Source organism: Runella sp. CRIBMP (assembly GCF_009905605.1).
In the GTDB taxonomy this organism is placed as follows: Bacteria; Bacteroidota; Bacteroidia; order Cytophagales; family Spirosomataceae; genus Runella.
The window spans coordinates 75850-94865 of sequence record NZ_JAAAKZ010000006.1 but is presented as its reverse complement, the minus strand read 5'-3'; the positions used below and the strand labels follow the sequence as shown (position 1 = coordinate 94865).

Annotated in this window: 20 protein-coding genes; 11 read left to right on the top strand and 9 right to left on the bottom strand. The window is 44.5% G+C overall.

Annotation, left to right across the window (positions count from 1 at the left end; translation table 11 throughout):
* Positions 1-42 precede the first annotated feature (42 nt).
* Together GVN20_RS16880 and GVN20_RS16875 are read right to left on the bottom strand one after the other, a co-directional pair.
* Positions 43-942 (bottom strand): glycosyltransferase family 2 protein, encoded by a 900-nt coding sequence (locus GVN20_RS16880; protein WP_166559465.1) that lies wholly within the window; start codon positions 940-942, stop codon positions 43-45.
* Between the two features lie 184 nt (positions 943-1126).
* Complete coding sequence (locus tag GVN20_RS16875; RefSeq protein WP_166559464.1) at positions 1127-3448, bottom strand: glycoside hydrolase family 65 protein; 2322 nt, start codon at positions 3446-3448, stop codon at positions 1127-1129.
* A gap of 401 nt (positions 3449-3849) precedes the next feature.
* On the opposite strand from GVN20_RS16875, the gene GVN20_RS16870 reads away from it, so the two are divergent.
* From GVN20_RS16870 to GVN20_RS16860, 4 genes are all read left to right on the top strand, one after another.
* The gene (locus tag GVN20_RS16870) at positions 3850-4533 is read left to right on the top strand and encodes a Crp/Fnr family transcriptional regulator (protein ID WP_166559463.1); all 684 of its coding nucleotides are present in this window, start codon (positions 3850-3852) and stop codon (positions 4531-4533) included.
* A 149-nt stretch (positions 4534-4682) separates the two neighbouring features.
* Entirely contained in the window at positions 4683-5333 is a 651-nt protein-coding gene (locus tag GVN20_RS16865) for a hypothetical protein (RefSeq protein ID WP_166559462.1), read from the top strand.
* Positions 5334-5350: 17 nt separating this feature from the next.
* Complete coding sequence (locus GVN20_RS29930; protein ID WP_255455448.1) at positions 5351-5479, top strand: hypothetical protein; 129 nt, start codon at positions 5351-5353, stop codon at positions 5477-5479.
* Between the two features lie 125 nt (positions 5480-5604).
* A complete protein-coding gene (locus GVN20_RS16860) occupies positions 5605-5979 on the top strand; it encodes a hypothetical protein (protein WP_166559461.1) in 375 nt (124 codons plus the stop codon).
* A 49-nt stretch (positions 5980-6028) separates the two neighbouring features.
* On the opposite strand, the gene GVN20_RS16855 is transcribed toward GVN20_RS16860, so the two are convergent.
* The 6 genes from GVN20_RS16855 to GVN20_RS16830 form a co-directional block, all read right to left on the bottom strand.
* Complete coding sequence (locus GVN20_RS16855; RefSeq protein ID WP_166559460.1) at positions 6029-6964, bottom strand: D-2-hydroxyacid dehydrogenase; 936 nt, start codon at positions 6962-6964, stop codon at positions 6029-6031.
* 136 nt (positions 6965-7100) lie between these two features.
* Positions 7101-8420, bottom strand: coding sequence for a Fe-S cluster assembly protein SufD (gene sufD / locus GVN20_RS16850; RefSeq protein WP_166559459.1), 1320 nt, complete (start codon positions 8418-8420; stop codon positions 7101-7103).
* A 17-nt stretch (positions 8421-8437) separates the two neighbouring features.
* Positions 8438-8695, bottom strand: coding sequence for a Txe/YoeB family addiction module toxin (locus GVN20_RS16845; RefSeq protein ID WP_166559458.1), 258 nt, complete (start codon positions 8693-8695; stop codon positions 8438-8440).
* Positions 8692-8919 (bottom strand): hypothetical protein, encoded by a 228-nt coding sequence (locus tag GVN20_RS16840; protein ID WP_166559457.1) that lies wholly within the window; start codon positions 8917-8919, stop codon positions 8692-8694. The genes GVN20_RS16845 and GVN20_RS16840 overlap by 4 nt, the downstream gene beginning before the upstream one ends.
* A 24-nt stretch (positions 8920-8943) precedes the next feature.
* Positions 8944-9699, bottom strand: coding sequence for a Fe-S cluster assembly ATPase SufC (gene sufC, locus GVN20_RS16835; protein WP_166559456.1), 756 nt, complete (start codon positions 9697-9699; stop codon positions 8944-8946).
* A 391-nt stretch (positions 9700-10090) separates the two neighbouring features.
* Positions 10091-10933: a dienelactone hydrolase family protein gene (locus tag GVN20_RS16830; RefSeq protein ID WP_114066419.1), complete on the bottom strand. Its 843-nt coding sequence runs from the start codon at positions 10931-10933 to the stop codon at positions 10091-10093.
* A gap of 139 nt (positions 10934-11072) precedes the next feature.
* On the opposite strand from GVN20_RS16830, the gene GVN20_RS16825 reads away from it, so the two are divergent.
* The 4 genes from GVN20_RS16825 to GVN20_RS16810 are packed head-to-tail and all read left to right on the top strand — an operon-like array spanning position 11073 to position 15064.
* Positions 11073-11435 carry a BlaI/MecI/CopY family transcriptional regulator gene (locus GVN20_RS16825; protein ID WP_166559455.1) on the top strand — a complete coding sequence of 121 codons (363 nt, stop codon included), beginning with the start codon at positions 11073-11075 and terminating at the stop codon, positions 11433-11435.
* 24 nt (positions 11436-11459) lie between these two features.
* Entirely contained in the window at positions 11460-13355 is a 1896-nt protein-coding gene (locus tag GVN20_RS16820) for a M56 family metallopeptidase (protein ID WP_166559454.1), read from the top strand.
* The gene (locus tag GVN20_RS16815) at positions 13352-14275 is read left to right on the top strand and encodes a hypothetical protein (RefSeq protein WP_166559453.1); all 924 of its coding nucleotides are present in this window, start codon (positions 13352-13354) and stop codon (positions 14273-14275) included. The genes GVN20_RS16820 and GVN20_RS16815 overlap by 4 nt, the downstream gene beginning before the upstream one ends.
* 12 nt (positions 14276-14287) lie before the next feature.
* Complete coding sequence (locus GVN20_RS16810; protein ID WP_166559452.1) at positions 14288-15064, top strand: hypothetical protein; 777 nt, start codon at positions 14288-14290, stop codon at positions 15062-15064.
* A 100-nt stretch (positions 15065-15164) separates the two neighbouring features.
* Here GVN20_RS16810 and GVN20_RS16805 read toward each other — a convergent pair whose 3' ends face one another.
* Positions 15165-16007, bottom strand: coding sequence for a universal stress protein (locus GVN20_RS16805; RefSeq protein WP_166559451.1), 843 nt, complete (start codon positions 16005-16007; stop codon positions 15165-15167).
* 140 nt (positions 16008-16147) lie between these two features.
* Between GVN20_RS16805 and GVN20_RS16800 the strand changes: the two genes are divergently transcribed.
* From GVN20_RS16800 to GVN20_RS16790, 3 genes are all read left to right on the top strand, one after another.
* Positions 16148-16930, top strand: a complete 783-nt coding sequence (locus GVN20_RS16800; protein WP_166559450.1) for a hypothetical protein — start codon at positions 16148-16150, stop codon at positions 16928-16930.
* 75 nt (positions 16931-17005) lie between these two features.
* Positions 17006-18112 carry an alcohol dehydrogenase catalytic domain-containing protein gene (locus GVN20_RS16795; RefSeq protein WP_206023294.1) on the top strand — a complete coding sequence of 369 codons (1107 nt, stop codon included), beginning with the start codon at positions 17006-17008 and terminating at the stop codon, positions 18110-18112.
* A gap of 30 nt (positions 18113-18142) precedes the next feature.
* On the top strand, positions 18143-18934 hold the full coding sequence (locus GVN20_RS16790) for an alpha/beta hydrolase family protein (RefSeq protein WP_166559449.1): 792 nt from the start codon (positions 18143-18145) through the stop codon (positions 18932-18934).
* The last annotated feature ends 82 nt before the right edge of the window (positions 18935-19016 follow it).

The following is a 19016-nucleotide window of genomic DNA, read 5'->3' as shown; positions in this document are numbered from 1 at the left end:
CGGCCTTTGATGTATTATGTTCATCAAAGGCCGCGCCTCATTTTACCAAAAGTACAATCGTATTCGGTCTAAAAGTACTTTAAATTTAAACCGAAATAGATCTGAATTGGAAGTAAATGAATTTGACAAGGCAAAACTTGTACGGTTTTTACTGTAAAAATTGAGGTAAAAGTCGTAGAAAGTACGGGCGGTCACTCCCCATTTTCGTAAAAATTGCTTCCTACCAGGGTTGTGGGAAATACGGCTAACAGACTTAGAACCAAAATGATAGACCAAACTCTTGCCGATTCCTTTAAAATTCCGGATGCCCACTTCCCACATTTTACGGCTAATGTCGGGGTCAGAATACATACCCGGACTGAATTCAATGCTGAATCCGCCAATCAGGTTCCACGTATGGCGGTGCATCACGCTGGGCGGAAATGAAGCCCCCTGCCAATCAGCCACTGCTAAGTTTTTATATTCTTTCAACAGTTTATTTTCCTGAAAATTTTGCAGTGAATCGCCATAATCACGCCCTCCGATTACATAACCGTAGGGGTTGGGATGCCGCTCAATCTGCGTGCCAGAAAAATAAAAATCGTCTTTTCCGTAGTCTTTAATGGCCTGATACAGATGGGTGTCCCAGTCGGGGCAGGCATACATGTCGTCGTTCATGTAGAGCACATAATCCGCTTGGGTTAACGAAAAAGCGGCGTTACAGCCCATACATATTCCTACATTTTCAGCTGAAATACTGTAATCTATCCCTTCTTTTTGTGCCCACTCGGGCGTACCATCTTTTCCTTCATTGATGTGCAAAACAATTTGATGTGGATACGCAGAGTTTTGGCGGATGCTTCTGATGCAGGTTTGTAAATAAGACAGATTATTCCACGTAGGAATGATGATGGAAAACAAAGGCGAGGGGGATGCCTTTGAACTTTTTACATATTCGATCATGACAGAAGTAATAATGGTGGTGGTGTAACATACAATCTATAAGCCCCTACGCACAACAACTTCAATTTGTTGCGCAAACCCACCGTTTTTTTTACAAAAAATCAGTACGCGAACCTCCCATTAGCAAAAAAAAGGAACGCCGACAAGATTAACCCTGCCGGCGTCCAAAAAAAACTTTTTATATCTACTTCTTCACCGCAATTTCAAGCATTTTCTGGCCATTGGCTTCTAGTTCAACCAAGTTTCCGTCAACGACAAATGACACGGGCTGGTTCGAAAAATTCTCCACTTCGATGGCTTCGGGCTTGACCGAAACCCGAATTATCTGCCCTTTGAAAGTAATCCTAAACGAATATCCTTGCCATTGGTCGGGCAAATAAGGCGCAAACGAAAGCACGCCGTTTCGAATGCGCATTCCCGCAAAACCTTTGATAACCGACATCCACGTTCCCGCCATACTCGTAATGTGCAGGCCATCTTCAGTATCGTTGTTGTAATCGTCGAGGTCGAGGCGCGAGGTACGCAGGTACATTTCGTAGGCTTTTTCTTTGTAACCCAACATCGCCGCCAAAATCACATGTACGCACGGCGACAGCGACGACTCATGAACGGTCATGGGTTCGTAGAAATCAAAGTTGCGGCGGATGGTATCAAGGTCAAAATCCTCTTCAAAGAAGTACAACCCCTGAAGCACATCGGCCTGTTTAATAAAACAACTACGCAAAATCCGATCCCACGACCATTTTTGGTTGATGGGCCGGTGCTCAGCAATGTCGTCGACGGTGAGTAATTCTTTATCCAGAAAACCGTCTTGCTGCAAATACACCTGCCGCTGGGCGTCATAAGGGTAATGCATATTGTCAATGATATGCTGCCATTTAGCGGTTTCCGCTTCAAAATCAAAATTGATTTTTTGCAACAGTTCATTCACTTCTAACTTATAGCGACTGACGCCTTCCAACGTAAACCGCAAACACCAGACCGCCAGATAGTTGGTGTAGAAGTTATTATTGACGTTGTTTTCGTATTCATTGGGGCCCGTCACCCCGAGCATCACGTATTTTTGCTTATCGCTCGACCAATTGACCCGCTGCGCCCAGAAACGCGCAATGCCAATCAATACTTCCAAACCGTATTCGGCCAGATAGCCCTCATCGCCTGTGTGCCGAATGTAATCATGAATGGCATACGCAATGGCACCGTTGCGGTGGATTTCCTCAAAAGTAATCTCCCATTCGTTGTGGCATTCTTCGCCCGTCATGGTCACCATCGGGTACAGGGCAGCGCCGTCTTTAAAGCCCAAATTAGCCGCATTTTCGATGGCTTTTTGCAAGTGTTTATGGCGGTAAATGAGCAAATTACGCGCTACTTTTTGGTCGGCAGTCGCCAAATAAAAAGGCAAACAGTAGGCTTCCGTATCCCAATAGGTACTGCCGCCGTATTTCTCACCCGTAAAGCCCTTAGGGCCTATGTTGAGGCGGTCGTCCTCGCCGGTGTACGTTTGTTCGAGTTGGAAAATATTAAAACGAATGCCCTGCTGCGCGGCATCGTCGCCTTCAATGACAATATCGTTTTTGTCCCAACGCTCCGCCCAGGCTTCTATCTGCTCGGCCTTCATTTTCGCAAAACCTTTGTCGGCAATTCGCTCAACATAGGCCTTAGCGTTAGCGAGTAACCGGTCGGTCGGATGATTTAATGACGCCAGATTTACGGCGTATTTATACAAAGCCACTTCTTCACCCGCTTTGGCTTCTATTTCTAACTTGCAGGCCACAAACTTCTCCGCCTTAACGGGTTTAGATTGAAAATCAACGCGTTCGCCATTAAGCGTAAGGTCTATTTTCATTCCCGTACAAACGTTGAAAAGCTCCGTCTTAAACGGTGTATCCTTGGTTCGCATTTCGAGATACGCTTCTCCAAAGGCGGTTTCCTTACGGATTTCGTCCCAGAATTTTTCGCCGTAATTGGAGTCTTTGTTGCTTATATCACCGTCTAAATAAGGCGTGAGGGTGATTTTTCCGTCAAAATTAATCGGTGTAATGGCATAGCGAATCGCCCCCGCTTCGTCGTCGACAATGCTACAAAACCGCTGAGAATGAACACGTACCTGCTTCCCGTCCGACAGGGAGGCCACGAAGGTACGCTCCAATATCCCCTCTTTCATGTTGAGTACCCGCGAATATTCGGAGACGGGGCACAGACCCAAATCAAGCATTTCACCGTCGATTTGCACGTCAATTCCAATCCAATTGCAGGCATTGAGGACTTTGGCGAAGTAGCGCGGATAGCCGTTTTTCCACCAGCCTACGCGGGTCTTATCGGGATAAAAAACCCCCGCTACGTAGTTTCCGAGCAGGGTTTTTCCCGTAAATTTTTCTTCAAAATTACCACGTTGCCCCATGCGGCCGTTGCCAAGGCTCGTGAGGCTTTCGGTGATTTCGTTGTATTCGGCATAAAAGTCCTCTTCAATAATACACCACGGATCGTGCTTTATATAATTTTTCATCGGGACAAGGTCAGTTGAAGCCCCAAAAGTAGAAATTTACCACGAAGGTTTTTGTATCTATTTTGTCAATAATTAACGGTATGTTGACTCTTTGGGACAAAAACAGATTACTGATTTGAACTTAAACAATTGTACTTTTTTACTTAGCCCTCCTCTTCAAAAATCCCTTCTTTTTGCGATTACAACTCAATTTTTCTCATTATTTAACATACTCTTTTTCATTCATCATGCATTAAAATAATCATTTCACCGGCAAATAAGTAGGTTTCACCGAGATTATAACCCTTAAACACCATGCACATTTTTTTAAACCGTCTATTTTTTTATAATTTTATCAGACTTACTCTTCTGTATGAAAAGCGCTTAAAATTGAATTTTTTCAATGAAAAAGCCGTCATGCCATGTTGCCTATTATTTCTACAACAGCCCTTATTGAAACGTCGCTTTTTGACTATCCTTTTGTAAAGGATTCAATGAAAACCATTGAACGACCATTTTTGCTCTCGCCAGATTGCAAATGTGCCATCAAGGAATGTGTAACACCGCAGACATTGGAAGCGCAGGAAATACTTTTGGAAGCTGGACAACTCAGCGACCGATTGTATTGGATTGAAACAGGCTTAGTTCGCTTCTTTGCGGATGCGGATGCGGATGCGGATGCGGATGCGGATGCGGATGCGGATGCGGATGCGGATGCGGATATAACCACAGGATTTTGCAGCGAAGGCGATTTTTTCTGCGCAATCAGCAGTTTTTTCTCACAGAAACCCTCCACAGAATCTATCTGTGCAGAAGAGCCTAGCGTTTTGTATTCGATTGGATTTGAGGATTTGCAACGGCTTTTTGGCCTGTATCCAGAGCTAAGCCACGCTTTTTGCGGTTTGTACGGTCACTTGTTAGAATTACATCACGCACGTACAACTTTGCTTCGTTATCGTACACCCCATGAGCGATATGAAGCATTTTTGGTACAGCATCCACATTTACCCAATCGCCTGAAGGTAAAGCACATCGCATCTTATCTCGGCATTCACCGCGTGACGCTGTGCAAAATACGAAAGCAGCTCACCCACAAAAAGGCATAATTTTTGACCCTTCCTGCATTTGGTAGTTTAAACTACCTTGGGTTAAAAAAATAGTTATTTCATTTGTAACAAGTAAGCCTCCCGAACATCTTGGCGGACGTGGGAGGCTTATGAGTCTAACCGTTTTATTAATTAAACCAATCAAAAGTATGAAAAAGATGCAATTGTCCTCTTTATTTACACTATTTTTCTGCCTATTTTTATTTACCAGTTGTGAAAACAAGCAGGAAAGTATTAATCTGGATGAAAAAGAGCAGATTTTAAAACTATTAAAATCTCATGGCTTTACTGAGCAGCCTTTCTCTGGAGCAGGAAGAATTTCAACAATGGGAGAATTTTCCGAAAGAAAGAAAATTCGTACCCTTGAAGATGCCAAAAACTTTATTAAAATTTTTGAGAGCTTTAATGAAGGTACAATTAAAATTGATTTAAACCAAATTCAAAACAAAAATCTACGTTCCTCCTTTGTGGCATGTGATGACCAAGGTACATATTATGTAAATAGGGCAGTAGAAGGTTTAATGAGTACCATTGATATAACATTTCAAAGAGATGAATTAGGAAAGATTTTTAATGTTACATCCATGGTACATGGCATTCCATTTTATGGATATAGTCAAGATAATTTTACAATTTTTGGAGATAAAAGACAAGATTTTTGTATTGATGGTACAATGGTATGGGGGCTGGATATAGCTGGTCTTCCCTTAGCTGCCCGGCCGCAAGTTTATCTTCGAGTACACCTTTATGGACCTGAAAGTTGTCAAGCTCAAGTTTCATGGGGATATGGACATTGCTAACTTAAACAAGTACTTTTATGAACAAGAAATTTTTTTGGATTACTGTTGCCGCTATCTTAGCTGTAATAGCACTATTTGCGCTGGCAGATTTCCTTTATATGAAACCGGGTACTGTTGAACGAGTTGTAGAAAAAGCACAACCATAATAACTACGAAGCAGAAGCCATCTTGAAATTTATTTTGAGATATCTTTTGCTTTGTTGAGATATTACCTTTCAAATATGTTCGTTTTATAAAGATAGTTTTCTAAGTACCAAAACAAGAGTTGCCGATGAAAAAACCGCTTATTCTACTTTCTCTAATTGGCATTACTGTTTTTTTGCTCTACCCCCGCGAGCAACCTTTTGGTGAGTTTGAAATCAATGACGTTTCCAAAGCGCATTACTTTGTAGATTCAGTCTCTACAGATCGCCACGACGGTCACGCCCATGTGGAAGTAAGCATTACAGGAGAAATAGATTCTGCCGCTACTATTTCATATGCCTCCCTGCCAGAAAATTATGGAGGATATATATATGAATTGAAAAAAGGAGCCGTGAATATTTTTTCCCAATATGATTTTTATGTGGGCGATAAAATTTGGATCAAGTTTGAGCCTAAAGGCTCCAAAAAAGGAAAACTCAAGATTAAAACACTAATTCATTAAGAGATTCATTGTTACAAGCTGCTGCTAAAACGGCCCCTAACGATGAAAATTATCCTGCCAAATACCCCCGAATATTCTCCGCTACCTTATGCACCAATCGCGTACGGGCTTCGATGCTCGACCACGCAATGTGCGGTGCCAACAGCAATTTTTCTTTTTTCTGCAATTGCATGTACGGGTGTGAGGCAGGAATCGGCTCCTGCGTGAATACATCGATGGCCGCCCCCGCAATCAACTCATCGTCAAGCGCTTTGGCCAAATCTGCTTCGTTCACAATGCCCCCACGACTGGTATTGAGGAGCAAAGCCGTAGGTTTCATTTGAGAAATACGTGCATAATTGAGCAGGTTTTCAGTCTCCGCGCTTAAGGGTGCGTGAATGGAAATCACATCGCAGGTTTTGAGGAATTCATCCAACTCCAACCGCTCATAAATAACGTTATATTCCTGCCCCGAAGCCGAAAAATACACCACCTCAGCGCCGAAAGCCAAGGCAATCCGCGCTACCTGTCGGCCGATTTCGCCCAAGCCCAATATCCCGAAACGCTTTCCGTTCAACTCCCAATAAGGACGCCCCAAGTGCGTAAAAATGCGCTCATTGGAATATTCTCCCGTTTTTACATAATCATCATAATAGGCCGTAGAATTGAGCAAAGCCAACAGCAACGCAAACGTCTGCTGCGCCACGCTGTCGGTCGAGTAGCCTTTTACGTTTTTGACCTGAATGCCCAACTCATGCGCCGCCGTCAAGTCTACGTTGTTTGTGCCCGTAGCCGCTACACAAATGAGTTTAAGCGTTGGCGTACTGGCCATCGCCTCCCGCGTCACTTTTACTTTGTTGGTAATCACCACTTCAGCGCCCTGAATGCGCTCCGCTACTTGCTCAAGTTGCGTATCAGGATGCAGGATGGTTTGGCCCAAGGCGTTCAATTCGCCCAAATTAGGCACATCGCCGAGGGTACGGGCGTCTAAGAAAACGATTTTCACGGTGTATTAAGAAATTGGTAAATAGCTTTTTTATCTATTCACAAAAGCAATAAAACAGGAAAAATTACCCTCAAAAAAAGCCCATAAAAAAATCCCTGTCTCACGACAGGGATTCAATATTAATTTTCAGAATCATTTATTGGGCCAACTTTTCAACAATCAGCCCCGATAAATATTCCCGAATTGATTCAATTTTGATTTGACTAATCACGTCCTCGCAGAAAGCATACATCAACAGCGTAACGGCCTCGGCTTTGGGAATCCCGCGCGAGCGCATGTAGAAAATGGCTTCGTCGTTGAGTTTTCCAGTCGTGGTTCCGTGCGAGCATTTTACGTCGTCGTTGTAAATTTCCAACTGTGGTTTGGTATTCATCGAAGCTTCGTCCGACAACACTACGTTGCGGCATGATTGGTACGCGTTGGTCTTACTGGCGTACTCGCGCACAAAGATTTTGCCGTTGAAAACCCCCGTCGATTTATCCTTCAAAATACCTTTGTACAACTCATTGCTGTACGAATTGGGCTGAGCGTGGTCAACGAGCGTATGGTTGTCGACGTGCTGTTTTCCGTTCGGAAAATACAACCCGTACATGAAAGACTCGCAGTGTTGGCCGTCCAAAACGATGTTGAGGTTGTTTCGCACAAAACCCCCGTTTACCGTCACAGTTACGGCATAAAAATGGCTCTTGTCTTTCTGAATCACCTGCGTTGTGCCAATGTGGTAGGCCTTTTCAGTCTCGTTTTGTACTTTGTAATACTGAACGTTGGCATTTTCTTCCACCACAATTTCGGTCACCACGTTGGTAAACGAACCGTTGTCGCCGATGGTCCGGAATGCTTCGGCCATTTTCACTTCTGCGTTTTTGCCCACCACAATCAAATTGCGCGGCTGCGATGCGGCATTGGCGGTGCGGGCATCCGTGATAAAACGCAGAATGATAGGCTCTTCCACGACTTTGCCAGCAGGAACGTGGACAACCACGCCGTCGTGCGCAAAAGCGGTATTGAGGGCCGTAAATGCTTCGTCTTGGTAATTGGCGTAATGGGCAAAATAAGTAGCCAACAGTTCGGGTTTCTCTTTTACCGCCCGACCAAAATTAAGAATCTGCAACTGGCTTTCGGGAGAAACAATACTCGAAAGCTCGGCATTGTACATTCCGTTGACGAAATACAGTACGTTGCCTTGCAAATTTGGAATTTCGAGCGTTTCTACGTCGTTCGTGCCAAAGTCAGATTTTACGTTGAAATCAAACGCCTGTTTTACTAGGTTATTGACGTTGCTGTATTTCCATTCCTCGTGCTTGATGGTCGGGAAACCCAACGCTTCAAAGCGCTGCATGGCTTCGCGGCGTTTTTGGTGGACTTCGGTTTTGGCTTCACCATTAAGGCGGCTTTCCGTAGCCTGAAAATCTGCGACGAGTTGTTGTTTTAAGTCTATATTTTTTGATAAATCCATGTCTGAATTTTTACAACTCAATAATGATATTTGCAACTGATAACGACAATTTCGTCGTTGGTAACTTCATACACTAAACGATGTTCGTCATCAATTCTTCTTGACCAACATCCTTTTAGATTATACTTTAAAGGCTCCGGTTTGCCTGTTCCCTCAAAAGGTGTCCGTTGTATTTCTTCCAACAGTTTAATGATACGGTCTTGCATTTTCTTATTAATGCTTCTCCATTCATTAAATTGACCAAATGCCGTAGGCGTAAATGAAATATTTCTCATTTACGTAAATCACTCAACGTTACTACTATCTTCTCTCCTCGCTTAGCTTCTTCCATTGACTTCTCCAAAGCTTCTCTATTGGCTAGACTTGAAAGCAAGTAATCAGTTTCATCCATTTCACTATCAATAGTCAAACGTATCTTACGATTTTTATACATTGCTTTCAGGCTACGAAAAAGCTGGTAGTCAAGCTCTTCAGCATTCAATTCAATCGTAGTAGTCATGAGTCAAAGTTTTTTATTTGTAAACTACAACGCTGCCACTTCGGCTTTGATCCAATCGTAACCCTTTTCTTCGAGTTCAAAGGCGAGTTCTTTCGAGCCCGATTTTACAATACGACCTTTGTACAATACGTGTACGTAATCGGGAACGATGTAGTCAAGCAAACGTTGGTAGTGGGTTACGACGATGACCGCACGCTCAGGCGAACGAAGTTTATTAACTCCCTCAGCTACAATCCGTAAAGCATCAATATCCAATCCCGAATCGGTTTCGTCGAGAATCGCCAATTTAGGCTCCAACATGGCCATTTGGAAGATTTCGTTGCGTTTTTTCTCACCACCCGAAAAGCCTTCGTTCAATGAGCGTTTCAGCAACGCATCGTCGATGTTAACGATTTTGGCCTTTTCACGCATGAGTTTCAAAAACTGCGCCGCGTCCAAAGGCGCTTCCCCGCGTGATTTGCGGATTTCGTTGAGCGCGGTCTTCAAGAAGTTGATGGTCGTGACGCCCGGAATTTCGACAGGGTACTGAAACGCCAAAAAGATTCCCGCCGCAGCGCGCTCTTCGGGCGACATTTCGAGCAAATCCTGCCCTTCAAATTCAACACTTCCTCCCGTTACTTCATATTCTTCGCGCCCCGCCAATACCGATGCGAGGGTACTTTTGCCCGAGCCGTTGGGGCCCATTATTGCGTGGACTTCGCCAGGTTTGATTTCCAAATTGATTCCTTTCAAAATCGCTTTATCGTCAACCGACGCTTGTAAATCCGTAATTGTAAGCATAATACGTGTATGTTATCTTGTTCAGGACGGAGCAAACCTCCGAAGTATATCAGAAAAAGTCTGCAAAATTACAACAAAGAGTTCAAATAACCCTTATGATATTTGATAACAATTCTAAATAAGGAAAAGTTGGGAACAATTGATAAAAATGTGGGGGCAGGCCTTTTTACGAACCGCAAAACAGAAGAACCCAAAAATGATAAATATAAAAAGGAATACCGTAGGGGCAGGCACGCAGCGCGCTTCTTTTTTGTGAACCGCAAAACAGAAAAATAAAAAATGTAAAACGGAATATCGTAGGGGCAGGCCCGCAGCGGCGGCCGCTTGCGTCTGCTCAGTTACAGCGAAGGTGACAAAAAATGGGCGGACGCAAGGCCCGCCCCTACGTCAATCAACTCAATTTCTTTTTCAAATACCCCAAAGCGTTTTTGTACGCATCGGCGGTAGCGGTTGGGTCGTGCTTGGGATTGCTTGGATTGGCAAAACCGTGTACAGCATCGTACATCTTGATCGTGACCTGCTTACCCGCCGTTTTCATATTTTCTTCAAATTTCGCAACCGTAGCCGGTGGAATCCCTTGGTCTTGGCTACCAAAAATACCCAATACGTCCACGTTCAAGGTCTTAAGTTTTTCCACATCTTGCTCAGGACGACCGTAGTACATCACGCAACCCACCGCCTGCTTTCCTTCTAGCAAGGCCGATTGCAACGAAAGCATTCCGCCAAAGCACCAGCCCACACTCGCAATTTTTGCGTCTTTTCCTGCGTAGGCAATACCACCCTTCATGATTGCCTCCAAGCGCTCTTTGGGCGTTGATTGCATGATTTTACCCGCTTCTTGCGGCGTGGTACCCACTTGTCCGTCGTACATATCAAGGGCCAGTACGTTTACGTCGCCGAGGTCATTATAGAAGGTTTCAGCTTCTTTTTTGATGTGGTCGTTCAGGCCCCACCATTCTTGATAAACGAAAAGCCACTTATCCGATTTCTTTGCTGATTTGATAAAAAACGCCGACGCAGGTTTGCCGTCAGAAGTTGCGAAGGTAATCATCTCACCTTTACCCGCGTAATGAAAAGGCAACGGCGCTTCGTGAAGCATCTGGAAAGCAGGATCAGCTCCCAGCATAGCCATGTCGTGCTCCGAGGTTTGGCACAATGGGATGGGCGCTTCCAGCGGACGAGGGGTAAACGCTTGCATGGCAAACATCGCCCCAACGAGAATCAGTTTTTTCATTTTTGAATGTGATAAGGTGAACAACTGTAGTAACACGTAATTCTAACCAAAATTGACAAAAATGGTTCAGAAAACAATACTTGAAAATAAAACTATAAAAATAGTTTGTAAACTATAAATATAGTTATATGTTTGTTTTATGGAAAAGCTCACCAACAAAGAAGAGGAAATCATGCAGGCGCTCTGGAAAGCCGAAAGTGCTTTTGTGAAAGACCTATTGCCTTATTTTACCAACCCGCCGCTGCATTACAACACGGTTTCGACCATCATCCGTAATCTCGAAGAAAAGGGGTATGTACATCATCGTTCGTTCGGGAATACGCATGAATATTTCCCGCTTATCAGCAAAGAAGAATACCAGAACCAGTTCGTTATCAACAAATTGGTTGGCGACTACTTTGACAACTCTTACAAAAATCTGGTGTCTTATTTTGCCCAAAACGACAAAGTAAGTGCCGATGAACTGCGGGAAATCCTGCGTATGATTGAACAAAACGAATAACAGAAAACCTATTAACGCTTCACCATGAACTACGAACTCCTTTCCTATCTCCTGAAAGCCAGTTTGGTATTGGCCATTTTAACCACCGCCTACGCTTGGCTGGTAAAACGTGAGACTTTTTTGCAGGTCAACCGGTGGTTGTTATGGATCAATGTGGCGGCCACCTTGTTGTTGCCCATCATTCCCCTCCCCGATTTGGAATGGGTGCCCAATGCCCCCGCCCAAGCCGTAGCCGTCGTTTTGCCACCCAAGCCGGCTAGTCCAGTACCAAAGGTGACAAAATCGGAGCCATTCATTGCTCCCAGTCCTCAGGCAACGACGGTGCCAAGCGCAGTTTTGGAAGATTCATCGCTTTCGGTATGGGATTGGATCGGCATTGTGTATGGCGTAGTGGCAGGTTTGTTAGTGCTGAAATTACTGATTCAGCTGGGAGCTCTCTGGCGACTGCAACACGGCAGTACCCAATACGAAACCGAAGACGGTGTATACTTGATTGAGAATGATAAAATTACGTCACCTTTTTCGTTTTTCAACCGTATTTTTTACAATCCTACCCACCACAACGACGACGAATGGGCGCAGGTGTGGGCGCACGAATGTGTACACGCGCACCAACTCCACAGCATCGACATGCTCACGGCCGAGGTGCTAAAGATTGTGTTTTGGTTCAATCCCTTTGCATGGTGGCATCAGCGACTGGTGCAGGAAACGCTCGAATTCATCACCGACCGCGCGGTGTTGGACAGCGGTATTGAAAAGAAATCGTATCAATACCATTTGCTTCGCACTACACTCTCGGCCGATAAACAGACTTTTACCAACCACTTTGGCGTACCGCATTTCAATAAATCACTGTTGAAAACGCGCATTGAGATGATGAACAAGTCAAAATCCAAGTGGATGGGCGTGGGGAAATATTTCCTTTTTGTGGCAATGTTGTGGGTTTGTGCGGCTTTTACAAAACCCTATCGGGCTGAAATAGCGGCGAAGATTGTGAAGGAAGTGCCAGAATTGAAGGTAGTTTTTGAAAGACAAAATCCTCCTTTGACGCAGCTTAATGACTTTGTACTTGAAGCCCCCCCCAAACCTGAGAAGGAAACCGTTGTCTCAGTCAATTCATCATCAAAAGACACTTTAGTCTCGCAAACCAAGTATGTAATATACAAGGATAACAAACTGCATTGGGTCGTTACCCCCACTATGACCTTTGAAGATTTTCTTGCTATCCATGAAGAATTTGAAAAAGTAGGTGCTACATTTTACGTAAAAAAGACCGATTACGACCCCATAAGTCATTATTTATCAGGCATTCACCTGAAAACCTCTTTTTTGAAAGATGGTGAAGATTGTTATACCAATGTTTCGGGGGCAAAGCAAGAACCCATTACTGCTTTTGGGGGCTGGGTAGCCATTGAAGGTGGTAGGGCTGAAATAAATAAAACTTCATTTGATCACCAATTCAGTTCGGTTGTATCAGCGGACAAAGAAAAAGTGGATAAATGGCTTGCAAGTCATTCTAGGGAATATCGTAAAGCCGAATTGGAAGCAGAAAGTCGTAAAATTGAACTCGAATTGAGAAACTATGAGTCTCAATGGAGAGGTAGTACCAATAAATTTTATTCCAGCCCTTTAAAAACCCCAAATGGGATAGCCAAATTCAGCCCAAACGCTCTCCAATATCTCTGCCAAATGGGTGCTCGCAATCGTATTTATTTTGAAGAAAGGCAACTGCGCATTGAGAATCTCTATAAATCCTCCGAGTTTTTCATTAATAATCAACCAAGTACATATCAAGAAGCAGAAAAGTTAATCATTGATGAAATTCGTTATGTAGTTTCTTACGCATTTTATACAGACTCCACACGCAAATCAGCCCATCGAACGATGATAATTTTCACAAAAGAATCTAATAAGCCATGAAAACCCTTACTAATCCAGACCATTTCACCTTTACCAACCACTTTGGTGGACCGCATTTCAATAAATCACTGTTGAAAACGCGCATTGAGATGATGAATAAACCACATAAGACTTGGAAGACGGTCGGCAAGTACTTCCTATTCGTGCCTGTACTCTTTATAGTATTCTCATTTTCAAAGCCTTACCTTATCGCCAATAACCAAACAAAGTATTTAATTCAAACAGATGATGCCATTGAGTGGGTTATTACGCCCAAAATTACAATGAAAGATTTGACGAAAATACAGGAAGCTATCGAGGCGCATGGTGGAACGTTTGAAGTAACATCTTATCAATTAGACCCTTTGCAATTGTATGTCCAACGAATGGAAACTCGCCAAAGTACAGAGAAAAGTGCAGGTTCTTCGCACTACGGAAACCCGTATTCACTTCGACCTATAATGGGTGATTTTCTAAAATTGGATCTCAAGACAAACAAAATCATTCATTATATCAGGAAATCCCCTTTGGCTGACTTACAGAAAGTGGTGCTGGAAGACCGCGCAGAGGCAGAAAAAGCCTATAATGAAAATGCCCTTGAATATGAATTGAGGGAGAAGCAGATTCAAATAGGGACATTTTGGGAAAATATTCAATATCTAACTGTCACTTCTTTTCCTGAAAACCAATCGCCGTTCTTTAGAGTGTTATTGGGAAAATCTACCTCCGTTTGGAAAGATAGACTTTCAGGCGCAGAAATATTGAAAGAAGCATTAAAACATCCCAGTGCAATTACACGAGTTAACCGACACCCGATTGCCAATGAAGATTTAGCTCAATTAGACCCAAAAACGATAAAAGATGCATTCATCTTCGACATCTATGATGAAAAGAAAGATTATGCCAAGAAGACGTATGTACTTGTTCATACTAATCTTTAAATTCAAATAGCCATGAAAACCCTCACTGATCCCACACATTTCACCTTCACCAACCACTTCGGCGAGGTGCATTCAAATAAATCAAGGTTACATAGTCGTATTGAGATGATGAACCGTCAATCCACTTGGCGAAGCAGTTGGCGGTATATTGTCCTGAGTTTATTGTTGTTTTTAACGGCGATGTGTCAGCCACTGCTGCAATCGGAGCCAGAGAAAGAAGCCGTTATTAAAAATGATAAAAGCCAGAGGCCAAGCATTGACCAAATGACTGTCAGCACAACCTCTCACTCAGGGGATACTGTCATCTTTGAAAACTACAAACAAGGCCAGCTGGTGGGTAGGGTTAAAATTGAGAATTCGAATAAACATACCTCCTACACTTGGACGGGCGACATGAATCAACTCATGGAAGCAAGTTTTTTTAAACGAAAAAACACTATGCTCTACGTTCGGGCTAATCATCAATTAGCTCTTTACGATGAATACAAGAAAAGCGTGACGGTATTTGTGGATGGCAAGCAAGTCTCATTGGAAGAACTAGAGAACGTGCACATCAGGCAGGTAGCCCAAGTATATGCGCACAAGCGCGCCTCAAAAGAAAATTTATATGGTGTTGCCGAGGAGTACCGGAATAATCAAAAGTCAGTTCCTGAATTAAAAATGATTCAAGCCTCCACCCGCAAACCCAACGAAACCGATTATGTCATTTGGATTGATCGGGCACCCAACCGGCTGAAACGCGATTCGAGCTATTATGTATTCAGCCCTTTTTATTCGGGCGATTTTTAGCCTCCTCCAAACACAAAGACACCTGGGCCAAAACAGGCCCAGGTGTACTCTAAACAACCCATTCTCGCAAGATTTTTAATATTTTTATAAGGCAAATTTGTTACGCCTCCAATGTCTCCATTTGTTCTAAATGACAAATCAAAATCGGAATATGCGACGCCAACACCATTTTTTTGGAGAGGCTTGGATTAATCAATCCCGATAACCAGTCCCGCTTACGGGTAGCCATGACAATCAAATCTGCATGGTGTTTGTCGGCATAATTTTGCAATCCATCCACAACCGACTCTTCGTCGATGGCGTGGAGGGTATACTTTTTATCCCCAAATGCCGCTTTGATGTCACCGATAAACTGCTCATCATCAAACACATTCACTTCAAAAGACGCATTTACTTTTACAAGGTCCAATTCAGCATTAAAATGTTCGGCTAAATTGAAGGCAAAACCCAAGGCATTTTCTTCGGGTCGCTCTAACTCCGTGGCGTACACGATTCGCTTAATGTCTTTGGTGTGCGCCTGCGGTGGCAACACCAACACCGGGCACGCGGCCTTGGCCGAAACACTCGTGGCTACACTGCCCATCAGTTTATCGAGCCAGCCCCCTTTTCCCGTGCGGCCCATGACGACCAAAATCGGCTTCTGCTCCAAGACCTCGTCCAAAATCACATCTGCTGCCGAGCCAAATACCAGTTTACTTTCACACGCAAATCCATCTTGTCTACATTCTTTTTCCCACGCTTCTAGCTTTTCTCTGTCAATTTTCTCCGTCTGCTCCGCCAACGTAACTAATGCTTCGGGCGGCAGGTTAGGATCAATGATTGGCGGATGATACGCATGTACCAATGAAATTCCCGCATCGTACCTTTCTGCAATTATTTGCGCAAATTCAAGCGCTTTTTGTGAGTTGTCAGAAAAGTCCGTGGGTACCAAAATTGTTCTCATTGTTTTTCTACGTTGGTTGGATGCCATAAAATTGTGCTATTTAAAGGTGAAACTATATGACAAAAATCAGTTACCTTGGTGATAAAAATCACCCCTCTGGGTAGAACTACTGAAAAAACTCGTTTTAACGTCAAAAATGTATGTCAATGAAGAAACAATTTACGCTCAATTTGCTCGCTTTCCTATTATTTTCGGCGTGTTTTGCCCAGAAAAACCCACCCGCCGCTGGCTTCGACGCCGCTGGCTCTGATGCCAAAGCCATCGAAATAGCCGACCAAGTGATGGAAAATATGGGAGGGCGCAAAAATTGGGATAAAACGCGCTACATCGCCTGGAATTTCTTCGGAAATCGAAAACTGATTTGGGACAAATGGACTGGCAACGTGCGCATCGACAATGTCAATAACGACCAGACCGTTCTTTTAAACATCAATACCGACAAAGGACGCGTGTTTAAATACGGGCAAGAACAAACGGCTCCCGATTCGACCGCCAAGTATGTAAAAAGCGGAAAAGGTGCTTGGATAAACGACAGTTATTGGCTCCTAATGCCTTTTAAACTAAAGGATTCGGGCGTAACCCTCAAATACCTCGGCGAAGACAAAACGCAGGACGGCGTAGAAGCCGATGTACTCCAATTGACCTTTAAAGGGGTAGGCAACACCCCCGACAATAAATACAAAGTATGGGTAAAGAAAACAAACCCAATGGTGTGGCAATGGGCTTATTATCCCAAGTTTGACGCTGAGAAGCCGGGCTTCATTCGTCCGTGGACCGACTACAAGCAACACGGCAAAATCTTGATTTCCGGAGAGCGTGGCGACCGCGACCTCACCGACATCATGGTGTTCGATAAATTACCCGAAAGTATTTTTACCGATTTCAAACGACCAGATTTAAGCCAGTACCCACAGGCGAAGTAGCAATAATGTTAAAATCACTAAGGCACTAAGTTTTACCAAGACTTAGTGCCTTAGTGGTTAAAAAACACTTTCAACATGATTCACTCCAAAGCCGCCATTGCCAACGGCACGGGCAGTTTTTCCATCCAAACCCTCCAAATAGCCGCTCCGCAGGGCGATGAAGTGCTGGTTCAAATCAAAGCGGCGGGCATCTGCCATACCGATTGGGATTCGCAATCGTGGGGAAAACCCATCGTAATGGGCCACGAAGGTGCGGGCATCGTGACCGACATTGGCCCTGATGTAACAAACCTTCAAGTAGGCGACAAGGTGATGCTCAACTGGGCCATTCCGTGTCATAAATGCTTTCAGTGCCAAGAAGGCAACCAACATATTTGCGAAGTCAATTCGCCCGTAACGGCAGGAAATAAGGCCTCTGGTGGGCACGCTACGCTCGCCTCTACCCTTCTGGAAGGTCAGCCCATTGAGCGCGCGTTTAGCCTCGGTACGATGGCAGAATACACGTTGGTACGAGAAGCTGCCTGCGTCAAAATCACAGTCGAGATACCTTTTTCGTCGGCGGCTATTGTGGGTTGCGGCGTCATGACGGGCTACGGCTCAGTGGTCAACGCCGCCAAGGTCAAAACGGGTAGTTCTGTGGTAGTGCTCGGTACGGGCGGCGTGGGGCTGAACGTCATTCAAGGCGCGAGAATTGCGGGCGCGGCCAAAATCATCGCCGTAGATATCAATCCCTTACGCCTCGAAATGGCCCGTGAATACGGCGCTACCGACACCGTTTTGGCCGACAAAGCCGATAAAGGATTGTTGCAGGCCGCTCAAACGGTCAAATCCATGACCAACGGGCGCGGCGCTGATTACGCCTTTGAGTGTACCGCCATTCCCGAACTCGGTGCAGCGCCGCTCGCGATGGTGCGCAACGCGGGCGTAGCCTGTCAGGTGAGCGGCATTGAGCAAGAAATCAGCATCGACATGAACCTTTTTGAGTGGGACAAGGTCTACATCAACCCGCTTTACGGCAAAGCCCGCCCCCAAATAGACTTTCCGATTCTCCAACAACTCTACGCCAAAGGCGATTTGATTTTGGATAAAATGGTCACTAAAACCTACGCCCTAGACCAACTCTCCGAAGCCTTTTCGGATATGCACGCGGGCAGGAATGCGAAGGGCGTGATTGTGTTTTAGTGCCACCACATCATTTTGATTTTATAATGTATGTCCCAATTCTTCACCGTCGAACTCTCCGACCCACGTTTTGAATCCGACAATCTGCGCTTGATTACGGTAAAAAGCACAGCCCTCAACAAACGCGCCGATATCAGCGTCTTTGTACCCGACGTTCCTGTTTCTGAACTCAAAGGCATGGTCATTCTCCTGCATGGTGTGTATGGAAGTCATTGGGCGTGGACGCTCAAAGGCGGTGTTCATCAAACCGCCCATAGGCTTATGAAGGAAAACAAAATGCCACCCATGCTTCTGGTCATGCCTTCCGACGGGCTGTTTGCTGATGGCAGCGGATACGTTCCTCATGTGTCGGAAGACTATGAAAAATGGATTGTGGAAGATGTGGTAAGTGTAGTAACCCAACAAATCGCGGGGCGTCCATTGCCGCTTTTCCTTACGGGGCTTTCGATGGGCGGGTATGGTGCCATGCGGCTGGGCGCCAAATATTCTGATAGATTCAGGGCTTTTTCGGGACATTCATCCGTGACGGAGTTGGGCCAATTGAGCCAATTTGTGGAAGATTTTGACAGACTGCTCTCCGTTGTTCAAACACAAGAATCAGTACTAGAAACGATCCTGCAACACAAAACCACGCTCCCACCTTTTCGGTTTGATTGTGGCAAGGAGGATATTCTCATTGAATACAATCGACAATTGCATGAGGCATTGATCCAACACGGCATTGACCATCAATACAATGAGTTTTCGGGGGGACACGAATGGCCCTATTGGGAAGAGCACATTGTGGATTCTTTGCTCTTTTTTGGTCGTTTTTGTCCTTGATTTTTTTGTCACGCAGAGTAGCTGAGGAGCGGTGCGCCGCTACGGCGAAGAAATTTCGTTCGGAATTATACCTTTGTGCCAT